The sequence below is a fragment of the Streptomyces sp. DH-12 genome, from assembly GCF_002899455.1.
Lineage (GTDB): Bacteria > Actinomycetota > Actinomycetes > Streptomycetales > Streptomycetaceae > Streptomyces.
Window position 1 is genome coordinate 2,262,501 of record NZ_PPFB01000001.1, and the last position, 23,823, is coordinate 2,286,323.

Annotated in this window: 17 protein-coding genes; 8 read left to right on the top strand and 9 right to left on the bottom strand. The window is 73.1% G+C overall.

Annotated features, from left to right (window positions below; translation table 11 throughout):
• Positions 1-145: 145 nt before the first annotated feature.
• Together dapA and thyX are read right to left on the bottom strand one after the other, a co-directional pair.
• Entirely contained in the window at positions 146-1,048 is a 903-nt protein-coding gene (gene dapA / locus C1708_RS08955) for a 4-hydroxy-tetrahydrodipicolinate synthase (RefSeq protein ID WP_106412157.1), read from the bottom strand.
• Positions 1,049-1,266: 218 nt separating this feature from the next.
• Positions 1,267-2,007 (bottom strand): FAD-dependent thymidylate synthase, encoded by a 741-nt coding sequence (gene thyX / locus C1708_RS08960; protein ID WP_106412158.1) that lies wholly within the window; start codon positions 2,005-2,007, stop codon positions 1,267-1,269.
• A 150-nt stretch (positions 2,008-2,157) separates the two neighbouring features.
• Between thyX and C1708_RS08965 the strand changes: the two genes are divergently transcribed.
• Positions 2,158-2,715, top strand: a complete 558-nt coding sequence (locus tag C1708_RS08965) for an SCO5741 family PH domain-containing membrane protein (protein WP_106412159.1) — start codon at positions 2,158-2,160, stop codon at positions 2,713-2,715.
• A 15-nt stretch (positions 2,716-2,730) separates the two neighbouring features.
• Here the strand turns inward: C1708_RS08965 and C1708_RS08970 are convergent, their stop codons facing one another.
• From C1708_RS08970 to rpsO, 5 genes are all read right to left on the bottom strand, one after another.
• Positions 2,731-3,174 carry a tetratricopeptide repeat protein gene (locus C1708_RS08970; RefSeq protein ID WP_106412160.1) on the bottom strand — a complete coding sequence of 148 codons (444 nt, stop codon included), beginning with the start codon at positions 3,172-3,174 and terminating at the stop codon, positions 2,731-2,733.
• A 15-nt stretch (positions 3,175-3,189) separates the two neighbouring features.
• Positions 3,190-3,942 carry a 4-hydroxy-tetrahydrodipicolinate reductase gene (gene dapB / locus C1708_RS08975; protein ID WP_106412161.1) on the bottom strand — a complete coding sequence of 251 codons (753 nt, stop codon included), beginning with the start codon at positions 3,940-3,942 and terminating at the stop codon, positions 3,190-3,192.
• Positions 3,943-3,980: 38 nt separating this feature from the next.
• Positions 3,981-5,360 carry a M16 family metallopeptidase gene (locus C1708_RS08980; protein ID WP_106412162.1) on the bottom strand — a complete coding sequence of 460 codons (1,380 nt, stop codon included), beginning with the start codon at positions 5,358-5,360 and terminating at the stop codon, positions 3,981-3,983.
• Positions 5,357-7,600 carry a polyribonucleotide nucleotidyltransferase gene (locus C1708_RS08985; protein WP_106412163.1) on the bottom strand — a complete coding sequence of 748 codons (2,244 nt, stop codon included), beginning with the start codon at positions 7,598-7,600 and terminating at the stop codon, positions 5,357-5,359. Before C1708_RS08985 ends, C1708_RS08980 begins: the two co-directional genes overlap by 4 nt.
• A gap of 357 nt (positions 7,601-7,957) precedes the next feature.
• Positions 7,958-8,245: a 30S ribosomal protein S15 gene (gene rpsO, locus C1708_RS08990; protein ID WP_006130415.1), complete on the bottom strand. Its 288-nt coding sequence runs from the start codon at positions 8,243-8,245 to the stop codon at positions 7,958-7,960.
• Positions 8,246-8,512: 267 nt separating this feature from the next.
• Here rpsO and C1708_RS08995 point away from each other — a divergent pair, with 267 nt between their 5' ends.
• The 7 genes from C1708_RS08995 (at position 8,513) to C1708_RS09025 (ending at position 18,977) form a co-directional block, all read left to right on the top strand.
• On the top strand, positions 8,513-8,803 hold the full coding sequence (locus C1708_RS08995; RefSeq protein ID WP_106412164.1) for a DUF397 domain-containing protein: 291 nt from the start codon (positions 8,513-8,515) through the stop codon (positions 8,801-8,803).
• A 740-nt stretch (positions 8,804-9,543) separates the two neighbouring features.
• Positions 9,544-12,768, top strand: coding sequence for an SCO5717 family growth-regulating ATPase (locus tag C1708_RS09000; RefSeq protein WP_106412165.1), 3,225 nt, complete (start codon positions 9,544-9,546; stop codon positions 12,766-12,768).
• A 266-nt stretch (positions 12,769-13,034) separates the two neighbouring features.
• Positions 13,035-14,900, top strand: coding sequence for an ABC transporter substrate-binding protein (locus C1708_RS09005; RefSeq protein WP_106412166.1), 1,866 nt, complete (start codon positions 13,035-13,037; stop codon positions 14,898-14,900).
• A gap of 15 nt (positions 14,901-14,915) precedes the next feature.
• Entirely contained in the window at positions 14,916-15,992 is a 1,077-nt protein-coding gene (locus C1708_RS09010; RefSeq protein ID WP_106412167.1) for an ABC transporter permease, read from the top strand.
• Positions 15,989-16,924: an ABC transporter permease gene (locus C1708_RS09015; RefSeq protein ID WP_106412168.1), complete on the top strand. Its 936-nt coding sequence runs from the start codon at positions 15,989-15,991 to the stop codon at positions 16,922-16,924. Before C1708_RS09010 ends, C1708_RS09015 begins: the two co-directional genes overlap by 4 nt.
• The gene (locus tag C1708_RS09020) at positions 16,921-17,976 is read left to right on the top strand and encodes an ABC transporter ATP-binding protein (RefSeq protein WP_106412169.1); all 1,056 of its coding nucleotides are present in this window, start codon (positions 16,921-16,923) and stop codon (positions 17,974-17,976) included. The genes C1708_RS09015 and C1708_RS09020 overlap by 4 nt, the downstream gene beginning before the upstream one ends.
• A complete protein-coding gene (locus tag C1708_RS09025) occupies positions 17,973-18,977 on the top strand; it encodes an ABC transporter ATP-binding protein (RefSeq protein ID WP_106412170.1) in 1,005 nt (334 codons plus the stop codon). The genes C1708_RS09020 and C1708_RS09025 overlap by 4 nt, the downstream gene beginning before the upstream one ends.
• Positions 18,978-19,143: 166 nt before the next feature.
• Here the strand turns inward: C1708_RS09025 and C1708_RS09030 are convergent, their stop codons facing one another.
• Positions 19,144-20,106, bottom strand: a complete 963-nt coding sequence (locus C1708_RS09030; protein ID WP_106412171.1) for a bifunctional riboflavin kinase/FAD synthetase — start codon at positions 20,104-20,106, stop codon at positions 19,144-19,146.
• 139 nt (positions 20,107-20,245) lie between these two features.
• Complete coding sequence (locus tag C1708_RS09035; protein WP_106412172.1) at positions 20,246-23,665, bottom strand: trypsin-like peptidase domain-containing protein; 3,420 nt, start codon at positions 23,663-23,665, stop codon at positions 20,246-20,248.
• Positions 23,666-23,823 lie beyond the last annotated feature (158 nt).

The window sequence follows — 23,823 nt, forward strand, 5'->3', positions numbered from 1 at the left end:
CCTCACCACGCGCGCCACGTACCGGTCGGGCACGTGGCGCGCGTGACGTTCGTGCAACAGCAGTTGTCGTGAAGGGGCGCGGGCACCGGTGGCCCGCGTATTCAGTTGTGGAGTCCGTCTGCGCGCCCGGGCGCGCGAAGTCTGATTACTGGAGTTGTACCCCGCCCGCGGCAAGATCGATCTTGAGCTGCTCGATCTCCTCGGGCGTGCACTCGGCCATGGGGGCGCGCAGGGGGCCCGCGGGGAGGCCCTTGAGCGCGAGCGCCGCCTTGGTGGTCATGACGCCCTGGGTGCGGAACATGCCCGTGTAGACGGGGAGCAGCTTCTGGTGGATCTCGGTGGCCTTCTGGACGTCGCCGGAGGTGTACGCCTCGACCAGGGCGCGCAGCTCGGGGGTGACGAGGTGGCCGACGACGGAGACGAAGCCGACCGCGCCGATGGAGAGCAGCGGCAGGTTGAGCATGTCGTCGCCGGAGTACCAGGCGAGTCCCGAGCGGGCGATGGCCCAGCCCGCGCGGCCGAGGTCGCCCTTGGCGTCCTTGTTGGCGACGATGCGGGGGTGTTCGGCGAGGCGGACGATCGTCTCGGTGCTGATCGGCACGCCGCTGCGGCCCGGGATGTCGTAGAGCATGACGGGCAGTCCGGCGGCGTCGGCGACGGCCGTGAAGTGCCGGTACAGGCCCTCCTGCGGGGGCTTGTTGTAGTACGGCGTGACGACGAGCAGTCCGTGGGCGCCGGCGCGCTCCGCGGCGCGGGCCAGTTCCATGCTGTGGTGGGTGTCGTTGGTGCCGACACCGGCCACGACGTGGGCGCGGTCGCCGACCGCCGCCACGATGGCCCGTACGAGATCCGCTTTCTCCGCGTCGCTGGTGGTGGGGGACTCGCCGGTGGTGCCGTTGACGATCAGGCCGTCGTTGCCTGCGTCCACCAGGTGGGTGGCGAGCCGCTGTGCGCCGTCGAGGTCGAGTGCGCCGTCCGCCGTGAAGGGCGTGACCATGGCGGTGAGGACCCGCCCGAAGGGGGTCTGCGGAGTCGAGGTCGGAGCCATGGGTTATACGCTACTCGTTGCTCAGGCCGGGGTCTTCCCTCGGGGGAGGCGGCAGAGGGTGCGGAGGGGGACCCGGCACTGCCTGCTCGGGGGTTCAGGCAGTGCCGGGCCCGTTTGATCAGGCTAGATGAACTTCGCGAAATGCCGCAATACGGACGCTTCGTGCGGCTGACCTGTACATCCTGCTCGCCTGCCGCTCGGGACGCGGAGGACGCCCGTTACGGGGCGACGCGCCCGTTGGCGTTGAAGGCGGCGTAGGTCAGCGGCATCAGGCGGGCCCACTCGGCCTCCATCTTCTCGCCGGCCATCTCGATCTCCCGCTGCGGGAAGGACGGCACCTTGGCCAGCTCGTGCTGGGTGCGCAGGCCGAGGAAGTGCATCAGCGAGCGGGCGTTGCACGTGGCGTACATCGACGAGTACAGGCCGACGGGGAGCACCGAGCGGGCGACCTCGCGGGCCACGCCGGCGGCCAGCATCTTCTGGTACGCCTCGTAGGACTGCCGGTACGAGTCCTCCATGGCGCGTCCGACGAGGTCCTGCTGTTCCGCGGTGCCCTCGACGAAGCGGTACTTGCCGGGGCGGCCCTCCTGGACGAGCTTGCGGTCCGCGTCCGGGACGTAGAAGACGGGCTGGAGCTCCCGGTAGCGGCCCGACTCCTCGTTGTACGACCAGCCGACCCGGTGCCGCATGAACTCGCGGAAGACGAAGATCGGGGCGCTGATGAAGAAGGTCATCGAGTTGTGCTCGAAGGGGCTGCCGTGCCGGTCCCGCATCAGGTAGTTGATCAGGCCCTTGGACCGCTCGGGGTCCTTCTGCAGCTCGTCCAGGGACTGCTCGCCGACGGTCGAGACGCGGGCGGCGAACAGCACATCGGCGTCGGACGCGGTGTGCTTCACCAGCTCGACGGTCACATCGCTGCGGAAGGTGGGCTTGAGGTCGTCGGCAGGGGTGTCGGTCACGGCGCGGGAGGTCCTTCCATCACTTCTCGGGGCGGCGCCCACTCTACGGCGCTGCGGGGGCGCCGTACGGACCCCCGAGGGTGGTGACCGGTGACACAGATCGATAGCCTCACCGGGCACAGCCCCTGCACGGATCGAGTGAGGACCATCGTGCCCCTGCCCTTCCTGACGGCCGATCGCGCCTTCGACACGGCGGACGACATCGCGCTGCCGTACGACGACCGGGACCGCTGGCGGCGTCCCTACCGGCCCGGCCCCTGGCGGGTGGGGGCGGGGGCGGTCCTGCTGCTGCTCGCCTCGTTCGTGCTGTTCGCCGCCGTGATCATCGCGGCGACGGCCACGCCCGCGTCGGCCGCCGCCGTGTTCGCGTTCGCGCTGGTCCTCGTGGCGGCCGCACTGCGGCTGCTGCGCATGGGCGTGTGGGTGAGCGCCCGCGGGCTGCGTCACGTGGCGTTCGTCAGCACCCGGACGACCGCCTGGGACCAAGTGGTCTCGGTGCGCACGGTGCAGCAGCCGGTGCGCTGGCTGGGGCTGCCCCGGACCGTGCAGGGGCAGGCGTTGGTCATGAGCCTGCGGGGCCGCTCGCGGGAGACGCCGGCGCCGCTGCTCACCTCGCACAACGCGGACTTCCTGGGGCGCGACCCGCTGGCCTTCGACCGCGCGGCCGACACGGTCGAGGCGTGGGCGGACGAGTACGGGCGCTCCTGACGCCTGCCCGCGCGCTCAGGAGACGGTCTTGCGCAGGGCGATGGCCCGCTGCATCGCCTTGCGGGCGCGCGGGGTGTCCCGGGCGTCGTGGTAGGCCACGGCAAGCCGGAACCAGCTGCGCCAGTCGTCGGGCGCGTCCTCCGTCTCGGCCTTGCGGAGCGCGAAGACCTCGTCGGCGGACTCCCGGTCGATACGGCCGCTGGGCAGCCGCCTGAGGTTGTCGACGGGCAGGCCGCCCTCGGCGTCCAGCTCGGCGGCGAGCCGGTTGGCGTCCCGGACGAACTGGGTGTTCTTCCAGAGGAACCACACGCCGATGACCGGCAGGATCAGCACGGCCGCCCCCAGGGTGACCGTGAGGAGCGTGCCGGCCTTGATGAGCAGCACGCCACGGCTGCCGACCAGGACGAAGTAGACGACCAGGACGGCGGCCGTGAGGGCGTAGGAGATCTTCGCGCGCATGAGGGTGGGACCGGCTCAGTTCAGGTCGAGGAAGTGTTCCAGGCCGAAGGTGAGGCCGGGAGCGCTCACCACGCGGCGGACGCCGAGCAGGATGCCCGGCATGAAGCTGCTGTGGTGCAGGGAGTCGTGGCGGACGGTGAGAGTCTCGCCCTCGGCGCCCAGCAGGACCTCCTGGTGGGCGAGGAGGCCGCGCAGCCGGACCGCGTGCACCGGGACCCCGTCGACGTCGGCGCCGCGGGCGCCGTCGAGGGCGGTGGCCGTGGCGTCCGGGGCGGGGGCGCTGCCGGCCTGACGGCGGGCCTCGGCGATGAGCTGGGCGGTGCGCGTGGCGGTGCCGCTGGGGGCGTCCACCTTGTTGGGGTGGTGCAGCTCCACGACCTCGACGGACTCGAAGTACGGGGCGGCGATCTGGGCGAACCTCATGGTCAGCACGGCGCCGATGGAGAAGTTCGGGGCGATGAGCACGCCCGTCCCCGGGGCCTGGTCGAGCCATCCCCTGAGCTGCGCGAGACGGTCGTCGGTCCAGCCGGTGGTGCCGACCACCGCGTGGATGCCGTGGCGCACGCAGAAGTCGAGGTTGCCCATGACCGAGGCGGGGGTGGTCAGCTCGACGGCGACCTGGGCGCCGGTCTCGGCGAGGGTCTCGAGCTTGTCGCCCCGGCCAAGGGCGGCGACCAGTTCCATGTCCTCGGCGGCCTCGACCGCCCGTACCGCCTCGGAGCCGATCCGGCCCTTGGCGCCGAGGACCGCCACGCGCAGCTTGCTCATGTCTGTTGCTTCCTTACCGGGTGTGGTGCCGGGGTGGGTCAGGCGACGGCCTCGGCCAGCCGGGCCGCCTGCTTGTCCTTCAGCGGGCCGATGACCGACAGGGAGGGCCGCCGTCCCAGGATGTCCCGGGCGACCGAGCGCACGTCGTCCGGGGTGACCGAGGCTATCCGGGCCAGCATGTCGTCGACCGACATCTGCTCGCCCCAGCACAGCTCGCTCTTGCCGATACGGTTCATCAGTGCGCCGGTGTCCTCGAGGCCGAGGACGGTGGAGCCCCTGAGCTGGCCGATGGCGCGCTCGATCTCGTCGTCGGGCAGGCCGTGCTCGGCGACGTGGTCGAGTTCGTCACGGCAGATCTTCAGCACGTCGTGCACCTGGGAGGGCCTGCAGCCCGCGTACACGCCGAACAGGCCGCAGTCGGCGAAGCCGGAGGTGTACGAGTACACGCTGTAGGCCAGGCCGCGCTTCTCGCGGACCTCCTGGAACAGCCGGGAGGACATGCCGCCGCCGAGGGCGGTGTTCAGCACGCCGAGCGCCCAGCGCCGCTCGTCGGTGCGGGCGAGGCCCGGCATGCCGAGCACGATGTGGGCCTGCTCCGTCCTGCGGTCGAGCAGTTCGACGCGCCCTGCGGTGCGCAGGGTGCGCCGGCCGCCGCGCGGGGCGATCGGCTGCGCGGCCGGGTCCTTGAGCGCGCCGGCCTTCTCGAAGGCGGCGCGGACCTGGCGGACGACCTTGTCATGGTCGACGTTGCCCGCGCAGGCGACCACCAGGTGCGTGGGGTCGTAGTGCTTCTTGTAGAAGCGGCGGATGCGGTCGGCGGTGAGGGCGTTGACCGTGTCGACCGTGCCGAGGACGGGGCGGCCGAGCGGGTTGTCGCCGAACATCGTGTGCGCGAACAGGTCGTGCACGCAGTCGCCCGGGTCGTCCTCGGTCATGGCGATCTCTTCGAGGATGGCGCCGCGCTCGACGTCGACGTCCTCCTCGCGGATCACCGAGCCCGTCAGCATGTCGCACACCACGTCGATGGCGAGCGGCAGGTCGGTGTCGAGCACGCGCGCGTAGTAGCACGTGTACTCCTTGGCCGTGAACGCGTTCATCTCGCCGCCGACGGCGTCGATGGCGGCGGAGATGTCCAGCGCGGAGCGGGTGGCCGTGCCTTTGAAGAGCAGGTGCTCCAGGTAGTGGGTGGCTCCGTTGAGGGCCGGCGTCTCGTCGCGGGAGCCTACGTGGGCCCAGATGCCGAAGGTCGCCGAGCGGACCGAGGGCAGGGTCTCGGTGACGATGCGCAGTCCGCCCGGGAGGGTGGTCCTGCGGACCGTGCCGATGCCGTTCTCGCCCTTGATGAGGGTTTGGGTACGGGCGACGGCCCGCGCCTCCGAGGAGGTGCGGGCCGTCGCCTTGGCGCTACGGGACGTCACTTGTCGGCGTCGTCCTTCTTGTCGTTGTCGGAAGCGCCCGCGGCGGAGTCGCTGTCGGCCTCGCCCTCGATCACGGGGATCAGGGAGAGCTTGCCGCGGGAGTCGATCTCGGCGATCTCGACCTGGACCTTGTGGCCCACGCCGAGGACGTCCTCGACGTTCTCCACGCGCTTGCCGCCGGCCAGCTTGCGGATCTGCGAGATGTGCAGCAGACCGTCCTTGCCGGGCAGCAGGGAGACGAACGCGCCGAAGGTGGTGGTCTTCACGACCGTGCCCAGGTAGCGCTCGCCGACCTCGGGCATCGTCGGGTTGGCGATGCCGTTGATCGTGGCGCGGGCGGCCTCGGCGGCCGGGCCGTCGGCGGCGCCGATGTAGATGGTGCCGTCGTCCTCGATGGTGATCTCGGCGCCGGTGTCCTCCTGGATCTGGTTGATCATCTTGCCCTTGGGGCCGATGACCTCACCGATCTTGTCGACCGGGATCTTCACGGTGATGATCCGCGGCGCGTTCGGGGACATCTCGTCCGGCGTGTCGATCGCTTCCATCATCACGTCGAGGATGTGGAGGCGGGCGTCACGGGCCTGCTTGAGGGCGGCGGCCAGGACGGAGGCCGGGATGCCGTCCAGCTTGGTGTCGAGCTGGAGGGCGGTCACGAACTCCTTGGTGCCGGCGACCTTGAAGTCCATGTCGCCGAAGGCGTCCTCCGCACCGAGGATGTCGGTGAGGGTGACGTAGTGCGTCTCGCCCTCGATCTCCTGGGAGATCAGGCCCATGGCGATACCGGCGACGGGGGCCTTCAGCGGCACACCGGCGTTCAGCAGCGACATGGTGGAGGCGCAGACGGAGCCCATGGACGTCGAGCCGTTGGAGCCGAGAGCCTCGGACACCTGGCGGATCGCGTAGGGGAACTCCTCGCGCGTCGGCAGCACGGGCACGATGGCGCGCTCGGCGAGGGCGCCGTGGCCGATCTCGCGGCGCTTGGGGGAGCCCACGCGGCCGGTCTCGCCGACGGAGTACGGCGGGAAGTTGTAGTTGTGCATGTAGCGCTTGCGGGTCACCGGGGAGAGGGTGTCCAGCTGCTGCTCCATGCGCAGCATGTTCAGCGTGGTGACGCCCAGGATCTGGGTCTCGCCACGCTCGAACAGCGCGGAGCCGTGCACGCGCGGGATGGCCTCGACCTCGGCGGCCAGGGTGCGGATGTCGGTCAGACCGCGGCCGTCGATGCGCTTCTTCTCCTTGATGACGCGTTCGCGGACCAGGGACTTGGTCAGCGCGCGGTACGCGGCGGAGATCTCCTTCTCGCGGCCCTCGAACTCCGGCAGGAGCTTCTCGGCGGCGAGCTGCTTGACGCGGTCCAGCTCGGCCTCGCGCTCCTGCTTGCCGGCGATGGTCAGCGCCTGGGCCAGCTCGGGCTTCACGGCGGCGGTCAGCGCCTCGAGGACGTCGTCCTGGTAGTCCAGGAAGATCGGGAACTCGCCGGTCGGCTTGGCGGCCTTCGCGGCGAGGTCGGCCTGGGCCTTGCAGAGCACCTTGATGAAGGGCTTCGCGGCGTCCAGACCGGCGGCGACGACCTCCTCGGTCGGCGCCTCGGCGCCGCCCTCGACGAGCTTGATCGTCTTCTCGGTGGCCTCGGCCTCGACCATCATGATCGCGACGTCGCCGTCCTCCAGGACACGGCCCGCGACGACCATGTCGAAGACGGCGTCCTCGAGCTCGGTGTGCGTCGGGAAGGCGACCCACTGGCCGCGGATCAGCGCGACGCGGACGCCGCCGATCGGGCCGGAGAAGGGCAGGCCGGCCAGCTGCGTGGACGCGGAGGCGGCGTTGATCGCCACGACGTCGTACAGGTGGTCGGGGTTGAGCGCCATGATGGTGGCGACGACCTGGATCTCGTTGCGCAGGCCCTTCTTGAAGGACGGGCGCAGCGGGCGGTCGATCAGGCGGCAGGTGAGGATGGCGTCCTCGGAGGGACGGCCCTCACGGCGGAAGAACGAGCCGGGGATCTTCCCGGCCGCGTACATCCGCTCCTCGACGTCCACCGTGAGGGGGAAGAAGTCGAGCTGGTCCTTGGGGTTCTTGGAAGCGGTGGTGGCCGACAGCACCATGGTGTCGTCGTCCAGGTACGCCACGGCGGAGCCGGCGGCCTGCTTGGCGAGGCGGCCCGTCTCGAAGCGGATGGTGCGGGTGCCGAAGGAGCCGTTGTCGATGACGGCCTCGGCGTAGTGGGTCTCGTTCTCCACCAGCGTTTTCTCCGTTACTTGTCGTCTTTCGTCCCGTTCGCCCGTGTGGCGAGGGGACGGGGCGGAGAAGCGCTCCACTGGTGCGGGCCGGTCTTCGATCGAAGCACCCGGGGTTCACTCTCCCGGGGGCCACTACCGAGGACCGGCGGCGGCGAGGTGCGCTTCCCCTCGTAAGGGGGACGTCGGGTGACGTCCGGTGTGATGTCCGTGGATCGCATACCCGATGCGGCGCGGGTCATCACACTGAGTCGTAGTTCTTGCGTTGTGCTACCACACTACAAAGGCGAGGTGACACTCCGCACGTACAGCAAAGGGAGCGGCCCCCTTGTCCCAGGGAACCGCTCCCTTCACGGCGTCTTACTTGGCGCCCGCCGCACCGCGGCGGATGCCGAGGCGCTCGACCAGCGCACGGAAGCGCTGGATGTCCTTCTTGGCGAGGTACTGCAGCAGCCGGCGGCGCTGACCGACGAGGATCAGCAGGCCACGGCGGGAGTGGTGGTCGTGCTTGTGGGTCTTCAGGTGCTCCGTCAGGTCGGAGATCCGACGGGACAGCAGAGCGACCTGGACCTCGGGGGAGCCGGTGTCACCCTCCTTGGTGCCGAACTCGGAGATGATCTGCTTCTTCACTGCGGCGTCGAGCGACACGCGTACTCCTCGTGATCTGTGAGTGGCCACCGAGTGCCCCCGGTCTGCGTCTCGGGGGGTCTTCCACGACTCGGAAGGCGGGGATCCGCTGGGCGCGGCCTCCAGAGCGGACGGCTCCGGGGGTGCGTACACAAACGGCCATCGCCCAGAGTACCAGGTGGCGGCGGGCGTCTTTCCTCCGGTCCGTCGAACCCGCGAGGAGGGACGGGGCGGGCCACTAGGGTGAGCGCTCGGATCGATCGTACGTCGGGAAGGGGTCGCTGGGGCATGGCGGAGACGGCTGAGGAGATCAAGGCGCGCAAGGAGCGGGAGAAGAACGAGCTCTACGCCCTCGACATCTCCGGTGTCGAGTGGCACGGCGCGCCGGGCACGGAGGAGCACGAGGAGCGGGTGGAGATCGCGTACCTGCCCGGCGGCGCCGTGGCCATGCGGTCCTCCCTCGACCCGGACACCGTGCTGCGGTACACGGAGGCGGAGTGGCGCGCGTTCGTGCTGGGCGCGCGCGACGGGGAGTTCGACCTGGAGCCGGCGGAGGGCGACGCGCAGGCGCAGGCGTAGGCGTTCGAAGGCGCGGCGCCCGGCGGAGGCCCGTCGGGCGCCGCGCCTCGTCCACCGTCGAAGAGAACGTGGACGGGGCGCGACGCCCGGGCGCCGGGGCCGGTGCCGCCGTTCCGTGCCCCGTCGGTCTCACGACGGGGGACGGCACATGGCGGCGCATCGATGCCTGCGGGCGGATCGGACCAGCCGCGCGGACGCGCGGCGGCACGAGCGCGTGCCCGCCGCTCCGGGAACGGCCCACCGGTCCGGCTCGAGCCGCGCGGAGCTCGGGGGTGCCATCGAGCGAGCGGCAACCGGCCCCCGTCGCGGCCGGCCTTCCCGCACCCAGGCCCAAGCTCAGGCCCAGGCCCAGGTCCAGGCCCAGGCGATGAAGGACGCTCCAGTCCTTTTCCGTCCCCTCCGACGCCTGTGCGGTCCTGCGCGAGGCGGTGCGGGAGTTGCCCCGTCTTCCTCGGCCAGCACGGTCAACACGGTGTCGTGTCGCAGGACTTGTTCCACACCTCCCTGCAACGGCAGGGGAACGCACCGCGGAAACCGGACCGAGGCGGCGGTCCCGCTGAACGCGACGGAGTGGTCGGACACCGGGCCGAGGGCGGGTCTCCCGGGGTGACGGTCGTGGTGATTAGGCTGGTACCCGGTGTGACGCCAGAACCCGTCGTACGGGTACGGGCGTCCTGACGGGGAGGGCAGATGGTCGCCCCCAGCACGGCACGAGGGTGCTCGACCAATCAGGAGGAACTGTGAGCAGCGATCGGGACGGTACGCACGGGAGCTGGGCGACCCCCGGCGATGACCAGCCCGACGCGGAGTCCTCCGTCGAGACGACGGGCGAGTTCACCATCGACTACGCGCCGCCGGCCTGGTACACGCAGAACGCCTCGGGGGCGTCCTCCTCGGCCTCGTCGGCCGGTTCCTCCCCTTCTGGTTCCGGCAACTCGTCCGGACCTTCCGCGGATTCGGGGAGTTCGGGGGCGTCGGGGGCTTCGGGAGGTTCTTCCTCGCCGTCCGGCGGGTCCGGTACGTCTTCCTCGCCGACGGGTGCTTCCGGTGGGCCGATTCCGCCGCTGCCGGGGCTGACCCCGCCGCCGCACGCCGTGGGGGCCTCCGGGCCGTCCGCCCTGCCGACCCCTCCGGCGCCGGGGGCGCCTTTCACTCCGCCCGCGCCCGCGCCCGCTCCGAGCGCCCCGTTCACGCCGCCCGCGCCCGCGCCCGGTGCGCCGTTCATGCCTCCCCCGCCGCCCTCCGGTGGACCCGTCGCCGTGCCCCGGCTGCCGGTGGGGAGCGGGTTCGAGCCGCAGCAGCCGGAGCCGGACGCGCAGGGGAAGAAGGAGCCCGAGCGGGAGCCCGAGTCCGACTCGGCCCCGACGGACGCCTCTCCGTCTCCGACTGCCGTGCCGGTCATGCCGGTCGGGCAGCAGCCGTCGCCGCACGGGGAGCCGTCGGACGGGACCGACAAGGGTGACATCGAGAGCGGCGCCACGATCCGTTTCTCCGCCGCCGCGTTGCAGCGGGAGATCGCTGAGCGCGACGCGGCCGCCGAGGCGGAGAAGGAGGAGGCCGGCTCCAGCTCCGATGCCTCGGCCGAGCCGGTCGTGGCGGAGGAGGACACTGCCGACGCTTTGCCAGGGGCGAACGACGACACGGGTGTCGACGAGGCCGGCGCCGGCGACGAGGACAGTCTCGACGCCGACTCCTTCGGCCCCCACGACGTCGACGAGCGCGACGACGAGGGCGCCGAGAGCGCTGCCGCCGCCGTGGAAGAGGACGAGTCCGCTGAATCGGACGCGGCCTCGGTGGCTGACGTAGAGGGTGATGTCCCGGCGGCGGCCAAGGGCGAGGACCAGCCCGAGGACGCCGTGTCGTCCGACGACGCGGCGGAGTCGGACGACGACGAGCCTGCCGGAGCCGAGCCGGAGGACGCGGTTCCCGCCGACGCCGACGACCAGGGCAGCGAGCCCGGGGACGCCGTCCCGAGGCCGGTCGACGCGCCTCAGGCGCCTCCGGCTCCGCCTGCCCGTCCGATCGCTCCGCCGTCGGGCGGCGACTGGTCCGTGCAGCCGCCGCAGCCGCAGGCTCCGCAGGGTGGTGCGCCCGCTCCGCAGGCCCCGTTCCAGCCGCAGGCCCCCCAGCCGGCGCCGGCCGCCTGGAACCCCCCGCCGGTTCCCCCGGCGCAGCCGGCAGTGGCGGCTCAGCAGCCGCCGCGGGCTCCGGTCCCGCCCGCGCCCCCGGCCGGATACGGCTTCCCGCCCGCCACGCCCACGCAGCCACCCGCCCAGCCCCAGCCGGGCACGCCCGCCCAGCAGCCCGGATACGGGTTCCCGCAGCAGCCCCCCGCCCAGCCGCAACCGGGCGTGCCCGACCAGCCCGCCGGATACGGGTTCCCGCAGCCCGGCGCGGGTGCTCCGGGCGGGCCCACTCCCCCGGCCCAGCCGGGCGGTTACGGCTTCCCCCAGCAGCCGCAGCACCAGCAGCCCACCCCGCCCGCGCAGCCGCAGCCGCCGCACCAGCAGCCGCACCCTGGTGTCCCGCCGCAGGCGCAGCCCCCGCAGCAGCCCGTCGACCCGCGCAGCGGTACCGCCTGGCCGCAGCCCGTGCAGCACGACCAGCGGCAGCCGGTCAACCCCGGTGCCGCGCCGCTCGGTTACACGGCGGCTGTCGAACTGTCGTCGGACCGGCTGCTCAACAGCAAGAAGCAGAAGGCGAAGAGCAGCCGTCCCGCGTCCGGCGGGTCGCGGTTCAAGCTGGGCGGGAAGAAGGAGGAGGCCGAGCGGCAGCGGAAGCTGGAGCTGATCCGCACGCCGGTGCTGTCCTGCTACCGCATCGCCGTCATCAGCCTCAAGGGCGGCGTCGGCAAGACGACCACCACCACCGCCCTCGGCTCCACGCTCGCCAGCGAGCGGCAGGACAAGATCCTGGCGATCGACGCCAACCCGGACGCCGGTACGCTCGGCCGCCGCGTGCGGCGCGAGACCGGGGCCACCATCCGTGACCTCGTCCAGGCGATCCCGTACCTCAACTCCTACATGGACATCCGGCGGTTCACGTCGCAGGCGTCGTCCGGTCTGGAGATCATCGCCAACGACGTCGACCCGGCCGTGTCCACGACGTTCAACGACGAGGACTACCGGCGCGCGATCGACGTGCTCGGCAAGCAGTACCCGATCATCCTCACCGACTCGGGCACCGGTCTGCTGTACTCCGCCATGCGCGGGGTGCTGGACCTCGCCGACCAGCTCATCATCATCTCCACGCCGTCCGTGGACGGTGCGAGCAGTGCCAGCACGACGCTGGACTGGCTGTCGGCGCACGGGTACGCGGACCTCGTGTCCCGGTCCCTCACCGTCATCTCCGGCGTGCGCGAGACCGGCAAGATGATCAAGGTCGAGGACATCGTGTCGCACTTCGAGACGCGCTGCCGGGGCGTCATCGTCGTGCCGTTCGACGAGCACCTGGCCGCCGGCGCGGAGGTCGACCTCGACATGATGCGGCCGAAGGTGCGGGAGGCGTACTTCAACCTCGCGGCGATGGTCGCGGAGGACTTCGTCCGGCACCAGCAGTCGCACGGGCTGTGGACGTCCGACGGCAACCCGCCGCCGGTCGCCGCGCCGCCCCTGCCGGGACAGCCCATGCCCGGCCAGCCCATGCCCGGCCAGCCCATGCCCGGCCAGCCCATGCCTGGTCAGCCGATTCCGGGCCAACCCGTGCCCGGACAGCCCGCCCCGGGACCGTACGGGCCGGGACCGGCCGTCCCCGGCCAGCCGGGCGCGTACCCGCAGCAGCCACAGCACCCGCAGCAGCCCCCACAGGCTCACCCGGGCCAGCCCTACGCCCACCCGGGTCAGCCGGGGCAGCCCCAGGCCCAGCCCGGTCAGCCCTACCCGCCGGCGCCGGGCCGGCCCCAGTCGTACCCCCCGCAGCCGGGGCAGCCGGGGCAGCCGGGACACCCCGGACCGGCGCAGCAGTAGGGCGCGACCCCGAGCACCGCGCCCGTAAGGGAAAGCGGCCCCTCCACGAGGGGCCGCTTTCGCGTCTGCGCACCGTCAGCCGCCGACCAGCAGCGCGTCAGTGGTCTCGACCAATGAGGTGCAAACACCGCGTCAACTGAACGTTTCCGCAGGCCACATGGGGTGCGCGCGCCGTTGACGGCCGCAGGCGCCGCTGATAGACACACTCATCACTCATCTGATCGACCCGTCCCACCCGTGCGATCGACGACACGAGGTCTGCGCCCATGGACACGAACGATCAGTACGGCGGTCGCCACCGCACCCCTGGCCGGGTCCGGCTCGTCGTGGCGGCCGGCGCCGCGGCGCTCGCGCTCAGTGCCGGGCTCGCCACGCCCTTCGCCCCCGCCCCTCAGCAGGCCCGCGCGGCCGACGGCGACGGCGAGAAGGTGCTGACGGTCGCGGTGGCGCAGAGCATCGACTCGCTCAGCCCCTTCCTCGCGGTCCGGCTGCTCAGCACGAGCATCCACCGCCTCACCTACGAGTACCTCACCAACTACGACCCCGAGGACAACCACGTCGTCCCCGGTCTGGCCACCCGGTGGGAGTCCTCCCCGGACAAGCTGACCTGGACGTACACGATCCGCTCCGACTCCACGTGGTCCGACGGCGAGCAGGTCACCGCCGAGGACGCGGCGTGGACGTTCAACACGATGATGACCGACGCGGGCGCGGCCACCGCCAACGGCAGCTTCGTCGGCAACTTCGAGAAGGTCACCGCGCCGAGCCCGACCGAGCTGGTCATCGAGCTGAAGAAGCCGCAGGCCACGATGGTGGCGCTGGACGTGCCGATCGTTCCCAAGCACGTGTGGGAGAAGGTCGACGACTTCTCGACGTTCAACAACGACAAGGACTTCCCGATCGTCGGCAACGGGCCGTTCGTCCTCACCGACCACAAGCCCGACAGCTATGTACGGCTGAGGGCCAACAAGGACTTCTGGCGCGGTGCGCCGAAGTTCGACGAACTGGTCTTCCGCTACTACAAGGACCAGGACGCCGCGGTGTCGGCGCTGCGCAAGGGCGAGGTGTCGTTCGTCGCCGGCTCGCCCTCGCTGACGCCCGCTCAGGCCGACGCGCTCAAGGGCGAGAAGAACATCCACGTCAACGACGCCCCGGGCCGCCGCTTCTACGCGCTGGCCATCAACCCGGGCGCCAGGGCGAGGAACGGCGAGACGATGGGCGACGGGCACCCCTCGCTGCTCGACCAGCGGGTGCGTCACGCGCTGTTCAAGGCGGTGGACCGCAAGGCCGTCATCGACAAGGTCTTCCAGGGCCACGCCGTGGAGGGCGCGGGCTACATCCCGCCGCGTTTCCCGCAGTACTTCTGGAAACCGTCACCCGGTCAGGAGCTGACGTACGACCCGGCGGAGGCCGCCCGGATGCTCGACCGGGCCGGTCTGAGGAGGAACGCGGACGGCAGGCGCGTCGGCAAGGACGGCGAGCCGGTCACCTACCGCGTGCTGTGCCACGCCACCGACCCGAACGACAAGGCGATCGGCAAGTACCTCCAGGAGTGGTGGGGGGACCTGGGCATCGGGGTCACCCTCACCTGCCTGGACAACGTGACCGATCCCTGGCTGGCCGGTGAGTACGACCTCGCCTTCGACGGCTGGTCGGTCAACCCCGACCCGGACTTCGTGCTGTCGATCCACACCTGTGCCGCGCTGCCGGCCACGCCGGAGGACACCGGCGCGACCGACAACTTCATCTGCGACGAGAAGTACGACGAGCTCTACGCACGGCAGCTCGCCGAGTACGACCCGGACAGGCGGGCCGCCCTCGTCAAGCAGATGGAGTCGCGGCTGTACGACCTCGGGTACATGAACGTCATGGCCTACCCGAACGCGGTGGAGGCGTACCGCACGGACCAGATCGAGTCGATCACCACCATGCCGGCGAAGGCGGGCAACATCTACGGCCAGGACGGCTACTGGAGCTGGTGGTCGGCGGTGCCGGCGGACTCCGGCGGCTCCTCCGGCGACTCGTCGTCGGCCGGGGTGATCGTCGGGATCGTGGCCGGTGTCGTGGTCCTGGCCGGTGTGGGCGTGTTCTTCGCGATGCGGCGCCGGGCGACGGCCGATGAGCGTGAGTAGCGGGCGGGGACGCCGATGACCGCCGGCGCGGCGTCCGCGCCGGTCGGGAAGGCGGGGGCCGCCGGTCCGGCGGCGGACGGGCCGGCGGCGCCCCGCGGGCCGCGGGCCCGCGCCACCACCGCGTATCTGCGCTACGGGGCCGGCAAGCTGGCGGGCGCGGCCGTGTCGCTGCTCGCCGTGCTCGTCACCGGCTTCTTCCTGTTCCGGCTGATCCCCGGCGACCCGGTGAGGTCCATGACCGGCGGGCGACAGGTGTCGGCCGAGCAACTGGACCACTATCGCGAGCAGTTCGGTCTCGATCTGCCGTTGTGGCAGCAGTTCACCGACTACTGCGGCAAGGCCCTCACCGGTGACCTGGGCACCTCGTACCAGTTCAACGCCCCGGTGACCGACAAGATCACCGAGGCGCTGCCCCCCACGCTGCTGCTCACCGGCACGGCCTTCGTGCTGTACACCCTGCTGGGCATCTTCCTGGGGACGCGGTCGGCGTGGCGGCACGGGCGGCTCGGCGACCGGCTCAACACCGGTATCGCGCTGGTCCTTTACTCGGTCCCGTCGTTCTGGCTGGGGCTGCTGCTGATCGTCACGCTGTCGGTGGGGGTCGGGCCGCTGCCGGGGCTGTTCCCCACCGGGGGCATGGAGTCGGGCGGCGAGGAGGGCCTCGCCCACGTCCTGGACGTGGCCCACCATCTGGTCCTGCCGGTGGTGACGCTGGTGGCGGTCGAGTACGGGCAGACGCTGCTGGTGACCCGGTCGGCGCTGATGGACGAGATGGGCAGCGACTATCTGACCACCGCCCGCGCCAAGGGGCTGCGCGACGACCTCGTACGGCGGCGCCACGCGGTACCGAACGCGCTGCTGCCGACCGTGACGCTGATCTTCATCAATCTGGGCCGCACGGTGGCCGGGGTGATCCTGGTGGAGACGGTGTTCTCCTGGCCGGGCCTCGGCGGGCTGTTCTACCAGGCGCTCAGCGTGCCCGATCTGCCGCTGGTGCAGGGGCTGTTCCTCGTGTTCGCCGCCGCGGTGATCGTGATGAACACCCTGGCCGATCTGATCTATCCGCTGCTCGATCCCCGGGTGGGCCGATGACGACCGAGAACGGGACGACGAAGGAACAGAGGGTTCTCACGGCCCGGCCGCGCTCGCTCGCCCGGCGGCGGCGCCGGGACTCGGCCGCGCGCTTCTGGCGGCAGTACCGCACGCACCGGGCCGGGCTGTTCGGCCTGGGCGCCCTGCTGCTGTTCGCGCTGCCGGCGGTGGGCGCCCCGCTGCTGGTCGGCTCCGGCGTGGACGACGTGACCGACGCACCCGGCGGCCCGCTGGAGGGCCCGAGCGCCGCCTTCCCCTTCGGCACCGACCGGTTCGGGCGGGACCTGCTCGGCCTGGTGATCTGGGGCTCGCGGGTGTCGCTGCTGGTCGGGCTGCTCGCCGCGGTGCTGTCGGTGGCGATCGGGACCCTGATCGGAGTGACGTCGGGACACTTCAAGGGCTGGTACGCCACGGTGATGATGCGGATCACCGACTGGTTCCTGGTGATGCCGACGCTGGTGCTGGCGATCGCGCTGGCCACGGTGATGCCGCGGTCGCTGCTGACCACCGTGGTGGCGATCGGCGTGACCACCTGGCCGACCACCGCGCGGCTGGTGCGTGCGCAGACCCTGGCGGTGGAGACCCGGCCGTACATCGAGCGGGCACGGGCGCTGGGCGGCGGCCACCGGCACATCATATCCCGGCACGTGCTGCCCCATGTGATGCCGCTGGTGCTGGCGCAGACGACCCTGATCATCTCCACGGCGATCCTCGCCGAGGCGACGCTCGCCTTCCTCGGCCTCAGTGATCCGTCGGTCGTGTCGTGGGGCGCGCTGCTGCAGGACGCGCGGGAGGCGGGAGCGGTGAGCTCCGGCCACTGGTGGTACCTGGTGCCGCCGGGTGTGGCCATCGCCGTGGTGGCGCTGGCGTTCACGCTGTGCGGGCGGGCCGTGGAGCAGGTCCTCGACCCCAGGCTGGGGGTGTCGGGGTGAGTCTGCTCGAGGTCAGGGGCCTGACGGTGACGTACGCGGGCGGCGCCGAGGCCGTGCGCGGGGTGGACCTGCGGCTGGACGCCGGGCGGAAGCTCGGCCTCGCCGGCGAGTCGGGCTGCGGGAAGTCCACGCTCGCGCTGGCGCTGCTGCGGCTGCTTCCGGCGGGCGCCCGGGTCACCGGGGAGATCCTGCTGGACGGCGAGGACGTGCCGGCCATGAGCTGGGGCCGGGTCCGGGCCGTGCGCTGGGCCGGCGCCTCGATCGTCTTCCAGGGGGCGATGCACTCCCTCAACCCCGTGCACCGCGTCGGCGACCAGATCGCCGAGCCGATCCTGCTGCACGGCCGGGCGACGGCGGGCGCGGCCCGGAAGCGGGCCGGGGAGCTGCTGGAACAGGTCGGTCTTCCGGCGGCCCGTGCGGCGGCCTTTCCGCACGAGCTGTCCGGAGGTCAGCGGCAGCGGGTGATGATCGCGATGGCACTGGCCTGCGACCCGCGGCTGGTCATCGCGGACGAACCGACCACCGCGCTGGACGTGATGCTCCAGGCGCAGATCCTGCGACTGATCGAACAGCTGGTCGCGGACCAGGGCGTGGGGCTGATGATGATCAGTCACGACCTGGCGGTGCTCGCCGACACCTGCGACCGGATCGCGGTGATGTACGCGGGGCGGGTGGTCGAGGAGGGGCCCGCCGGCCAGGTCCACGAGGCCGCCCGACACCCGTACGCCCGGGCCCTGTCGGCCGCCTTCCCACGCATCGGCGACCCGTCCTCCCGCTTCGCACCACGCGGCCTGCCCGGCGACCCACCGGACCCGTCGGCGCTGCCGGGCGGCTGCGCGTTCCATCCGCGCTGCGCGGTGGCGCTGGACTCCTGCGCGGTCGAGGACCAGCCGTTGCGCGAGGTGGGCGCGGGGTGGCGGGCGGCTTGCGTACGGGTCGGGCGGGACGGCGGTGGAGAGGCGGGGGCCGCGAAGCCGTGTGAAGGCCCGGTACGACCCGGCACCGGTGACGCCGTACACCCCCGTCAGGAAACGAGGCCCCGCACCCCATGACCGTCTCCCCCTCCCCCGGCACCGGCACGCGGGCCGCGCTGCTCAGCGCGCACCGCGTGCACGTCACCTTTCCCGGTCGGCACGGCGCCCCCGACGCCCGGGCCGTGGACGGGGTCGATCTCGACATCCGGCCCGGTGAGATCGTCGCCCTGGTCGGTGAGTCCGGGTGCGGGAAGACCACGCTGGCCCGCGCCCTGCTGGGCCTGGTCGCGCTCACCGCCGGGAGCGTCACCTTCGACGGGCGGCCGCTGGAGCGCTCCGGCCGCCGGCTGAAGGCGTACCGCAAGCGCGTGCAGCTGGTGCTGCAGGACCCGAGCGGCTCGCTCAACCCACGGCACACCGTGTACGACGCGGTGGCCGAGGGGCTGCGCATCCACGGTCACGGCGGTGACGAACGGGCGGCCGTGGCCGGGGCGCTGTCCCGGGCGGGACTGCGCCCGCCGGAGCGCTTCTTCCCGCGCCGTCCGCACGAGCTGTCCGGCGGTCAGCGCCAGCGGGTGGTGATCGCGGGCGCGCTGGTGCTGGAGCCCGAACTCCTCGTCGCCGACGAGCCCGTGGCCTCCCTCGACGCCTCCGTGCGCGGCGAGATCCTCGCGCTGCTGCTGCGGCTGCGCGACGACCTGGGGCTGTCCGCGCTGGTCGTCACGCACGATCTGGGGCTGGCCTGGAACATCGCCGACCGGGTGGCGGTGATGTATCTGGGCCGGATCGTGGAGACCGGGCCGGTGGAACAGGTGCTGACCGCTCCCCGGCACCCTTACACGCAGGCTCTGCTGTCGGTGCTTCCCGAGGCGCCCGGCGACCCCGTGGTCCTCACCGGCGAGCCCCCGGACCCGTCCCGGATTCCGTCCGGCTGCCGTTTCCACGCCCGCTGCCCGATCCTGGCGAGCGGGGAGGCGGAACGGGCGGGAGTCGCGCAGGCGTGCCGCACGCGGGATCCGGGGATCCTGACCGGCGACGGCACGGCTCAGGTGGCGTGCCACTGGGCGGCGGCACGCTGACCGGAGAGCGACCGCTCAGCCGCCGTGCTGCCCCCCGAGGGCTCCCACGCTCCCTGACACCTCGCCCAGCGACTCCCCCGGCGCCCTGATCTCGCTCAGCGGCTCGTCGAACGCCCTGATCCCGCTCGGCGGATCCCCACGCGCCTTGGTCCCGCTCAGCGACCGCTCAAGCGCCCTTCTCCCGCTCGGCGGCCGCGACGAGCTCCTTGCACCGCTCGACGTCCCGCCCCATCTGCGCGAGCAGATCGTCCAGCGTGTCGAACTTCGCCTGGCCGCGCACGAACGCCAGGAAGTCCACGGCGACGTGCAGCCCGTACAGGTCGAGGCCGACGCGGTCGATGGCGTACGCCTCCACGGTCCGCTCGGTGCCGTCGAACTGCGGGTTGGTGCCGACGGAGATCGCCGCCGGCATCGCCTCACCCTGCGCGTGCAGCCAGCCCGCGTACACCCCGTCGGCGGGGACCGCGGTGTGCGGGAGCGTCTCGACGTTGGCCGTGGGGAAGCCGAGGTCGCGGCCGCGCTGGGCGCCGCGCACGACGACGCCCTCGACGCGGTGCGGGCGGCCGAGGATCTCGGCGGCGCCCTCGACGTCGCCCTCGGCGACCAGCCGACGGGTGAGCGTGGAGGAGAACGGCTCGCCGCCGCCCGCCTCACCGGTCACGTACAGGTCGACGACCTCGACCTCGAAGTCGTACACCGCGCCCTGCTCGGCGAGGAACCGCACGGTGCCCGCGGCCTTGTGGCCGAAGCGGAAGTTGGGGCCCTCGACGACCGCCTTGGCGTGCAGCTTGTCGACCAGCACCTTGACCACGAACTCGGCCGGCGACAGCTTCGAGAACTCGGTGGTGAAGGGCAGGACCAGCACCGCGTCCACGCCCAGCTCGGCCATGAGGTCCGCGCGCCGGTGGTGCGGGGCGAGCAGCGGCGGGTGGCTGCCGGGGCGGACCACCTCGCTGGGGTGCGGGTCGAAGGTGACGACGACCGCGGGAACGCCGAGCGCGCGGGCGCGGTCCACGGCGTGCCGGATGATCAGCTGGTGCCCGCGGTGCACTCCGTCGTAGGAGCCGATGGTGACGACGCTGCGCCCCCAGTCGTGGGGGATGTCCTCCAAGCCACGCCAGCGCTGCACTGTGACTGCTCCTTGTCGAAACCTTGTCGGACGAACCCGAGTCCGTGGACTTCTCTGCGCAGCTCTAAGGGTGCCATGCCGGGTGGGCCGGCTCGCATCGGCATGGGGCTGTGTGACGACGTGCACGCGCCCGGTGGTGTCAGACGGGGGCGGCCGCGCCCGTCAGCTCGTCGATCACCTCCCGGGTGGCGGGTCCGACGAGCGGCCCCCAGACGCGCGGGGCGTCCGCGAGCCAGCCCGCCACGGCCGCCGCGAGGCCCGGCACGTGGCGGGCCAGATCGGCGAGGGTGCGGTCGAGGCGGGCGGCGCCCTCGGCCGTGCGGACGAGGAGCAGTCCCGTGCGGTGGACGAGCACCCGCAGCTCCGGGCCGGTGTTCCGGGCGGCGGCGCGCAACACCGCGTCCAGTACGCCGGGGTCGGCCTCCCGGGCGAGCAGCGTGTCGAGCAGGGCGCGGCGCAGGGGGCGGGAGGCGGAGGCGCCGGGCGCGGCGAGGACGCCGGCGAGGGCCAGCCGCAGGGGGCGCGGGCCGTCGTCGAGCAGCTCGGTGAGGAGCAGACGCAGCACGGCGCGGGCGGCGGGGCCGAGGTCGAGGCGGCGGTCGGCGTACCCGGCGACGCTGCCGGTCAGTTCGGGCCGCAGGGCCACGACCTCCCGTACGAGGGCGGCGACCGGCCGCGCGAGGGCGGGCGTGGTGGCGTCGGCGAGGGCGCGGAAGGTGTCGTCCGCGTCCGTGCCCTCCGTGAGCCGCGTGCGGAAGGCGTCGAGCACGGGCTCGGTGTGGGTCGTCAGGGCGTCGGTGAGCGCGCTCGGCGGGAAGTGCGGGTCGCCCTCCGCGAACCGCTCCAGGGCGCGGGCGAGATGGCGGCCCCTGCTGTCCGGGTCGCGGACCAGGAGGGCGAGGGCGCCGCCGTGCAGCGCGCGGTCGGCGGTGCGCACGAGGACCGCGAGGGCGGCGTACCGCAGCAGCGTGCGGTCGCCGAGGTCGCGGGCGTACGGCGCGACCCGCAGGCCGTGGGTGACGGCCGCGGCCCGGCGGGCGGGGCGCGGGTCCTCGGCCCAGCGGTCGACGGCCCGGCACATCGTGCCGGGCTCCTCCTCGGCCAGCACGGCGAGCAGTTCGTCGGCCCGCCGGTGCGGACTGTCGGCCAGCGCCTCGGTCAGCGCGTCGGGCGCGGCGTGGCGGTGCGTGTGCAGCAGGGCCTGCGCGGCGGTCGCCACGGTGGCGTGCGGGGTGGCCGGCAGCGGCCGCTCGTCGTCGAACCAGCGGATCAGGTACGGCAGTACGGTCGCGGGCTCGGCGGTGAGCAGGCCGGCGACGGCGTCGAGGAAGCGGGGGGCGCTCTCGCACGGAGGCCCGTCGGCCGGCACCAGGCGGCGCAGCAGGGCGCACCGCGCGTCCACGGGCAGCCGCAGCCGCGTCCAGAAGGCGGGGCCCAGCCCGGGCGGGACGGCCCTCCGCTGCTCCCGCCAGGCGACGACGCGGTCGGCGAGCAGACGCAGCACGTCCGCATACGGGCCGGCGTCCGGTACGCGGGTGAGGACGCCGGTGAGCAGGCGGCAGGCCCACCAGGAGCCGGGGTCGGCGTCCAGGGCGTGCGTCAGGTCGGCCAGACGGGACGAGAGCCGGGCGGCGCCGTGCCTGCGGGCGAGGCACAGCAGGGCCTCGACGACGGGACCGATGCGGTGGCGGGGCACGGGCTCGGTGTCGGCGGCGGAGGCGGGAGCGGGGGCGTGCACCAGGGTGTGCAGGGCGCCGTCCAGGTCGAGGTGGGCGCCCTGGAGCCAGTCGGCGAGCTCCTCGTGCCCGAACCGGTAGCCGTCCCCGGCCGGGACGAGGAGCCCTTCGGCGAGCACGGCGTCCGCCCATCCGGGCGCCGCGCCGCCGTGCCGGCCGGAGGCGGTCGCGAACCCGGTCCCCGGTTCGGGGAACAGCTCCTCGAACGACGCGCGGTCCAGTGCCCCGTCCTCCGTGCCGAGGCAGCGCCGGGCCGCCTCGTGCGCCTTCCCCGCGGCCCTGGCGGCCAGACGGCGTACGGCGGTGCCGCGGACGCCGAGCCCTCCGGCGAGGCGCTGGGCGATCCGCAGGCACGTGAGGTCCAGGTGGGCGGCGAGCACGTCGTCGCGGTCGACGGGACCGTCGGGTGCCGCCGCGGCGACGTCCGACCGGACCTCGGCGAGCAGCCGCAGGGTCAGCGGGTGGGCCGCGTCGGCCTCGCTGACGGCGCCCTCGGGGATGCCGTACCGGGCGCGGGCCTCGCGGGCCTCGTCGGCGGTGAGGTCGCCGAGGACCACGCACGGCGGGAGCCCCTCGGGGCCCGTGCCGCCGTGGTGGGGCAGGCCGGACGCGAAGCCGGCCTCCTCCCAGTGCTCGGCGCCGCAGGACACCACCAGGCGGGTGCCCGTGGCGCGCAGCCGGCGCGCGGTCTCCTCGGCCCACGCGACGCGCCGCCGGTACAGTCCGGGCGCCATCTGCCCGAGGTCGTCGAGGAGGAGCAGCAGGGGGCGGCCGGCGGTGTGGGCGAGCAGCGCGAGACGCTCGGGCGCGAGGTCGCCGAGGTCCTGCGGCGGGAACGGCATGCGGGCGGTCACGTCGGCCGCGGCCCGCTCCAGGGCGCGGCGGGCGGCGTCGGCGACCGAGGTGTCGTCCTCACGCAGGTCGGCCCCGCGCAGCCACAGCGTGGGCAGGCCCTCGCGGTGGCGGCGGCCGGCGAGGGCGGCGAGTTCGGTGCTGCGGCCGCTCCCGGGCGGCCCGACGAGGCCCAGCACGGCGGCGTCGCCCCGATCGAAGGCGTGAAGCTCCGTGCGCACGGCGGGCCGTTCGACGGGCTCGACGACCGCCTGCGGGCCGTGACGGGCCACCGAGGCGGCGGTGAGGCCGACCAGCCCGGCGAGGTTGAGGTCGCTCCCGTACGCGGGGACCGTGGCCGCGTTCTCCATGAGCAGCCCGGCGAGGGCGGGGACCGTGGGGCGCAGGGGGACGGCGAAGCCGACGTCGGAGGCGGCGGTGCGCAGCGCGGTGCCGAGAACGCCGACGACGGTGCCGGTGGCGGGGTCGAGCACGGGGCCGCCCGCCGCGCCGCCGCCGAGCCGCAGCGCGTCCCGCCCGGCGGTGCCGACGGCCAGCTCCAGGGCGCCGGGCACGCGGTGGGCGCGGTCGGTGGCGGTGTACGTCACGGTGGTCGTCCCGAGCACCCGCGCCTCACGCCAGCCCCCGGCGGGGATCCGCACGTACGCGCCGGTCTCCACGGTGTCCCGCGAGGTGACCGGCAGGGGGGCGACGCCGAGGTCGCCCGCGCGCACCAGGGCCAGGCCGAGGGCGGGCAACGGCGTGACGGCGTCGGCGGTCACGATGCTGTGGCGGCCCTCCGCGCCGTACAGCACGAGGCGGGGCAGGCCGTCGACGGCCTCGTGGCTGGTGATCACGGTGCCGTGCCGGTCGGCCACGAAGCCGGTGCCGCGCGGGCGGCCGGCCAGGTCGTGGAGCGCGACCAGTCCGGGGTCCGCGGCGGCCCGGAACGGCTCGAGGGCGTGCCTCGGGGCGTGGAGCGACGGCATCATGGAGCCTCCTGCCGTGCCGTACCTGGTGCCTTGCCCGCGACCTTAGGGCCCCGATGATCAGCGGCACAGATCGGCCGGCGAACGCGCCCCCTTCCACTCCCCCGCTTCGCTCCGAGCGCCCGCGCGTGCGGGTGAACGGAACGGGGTGGACGGACAGA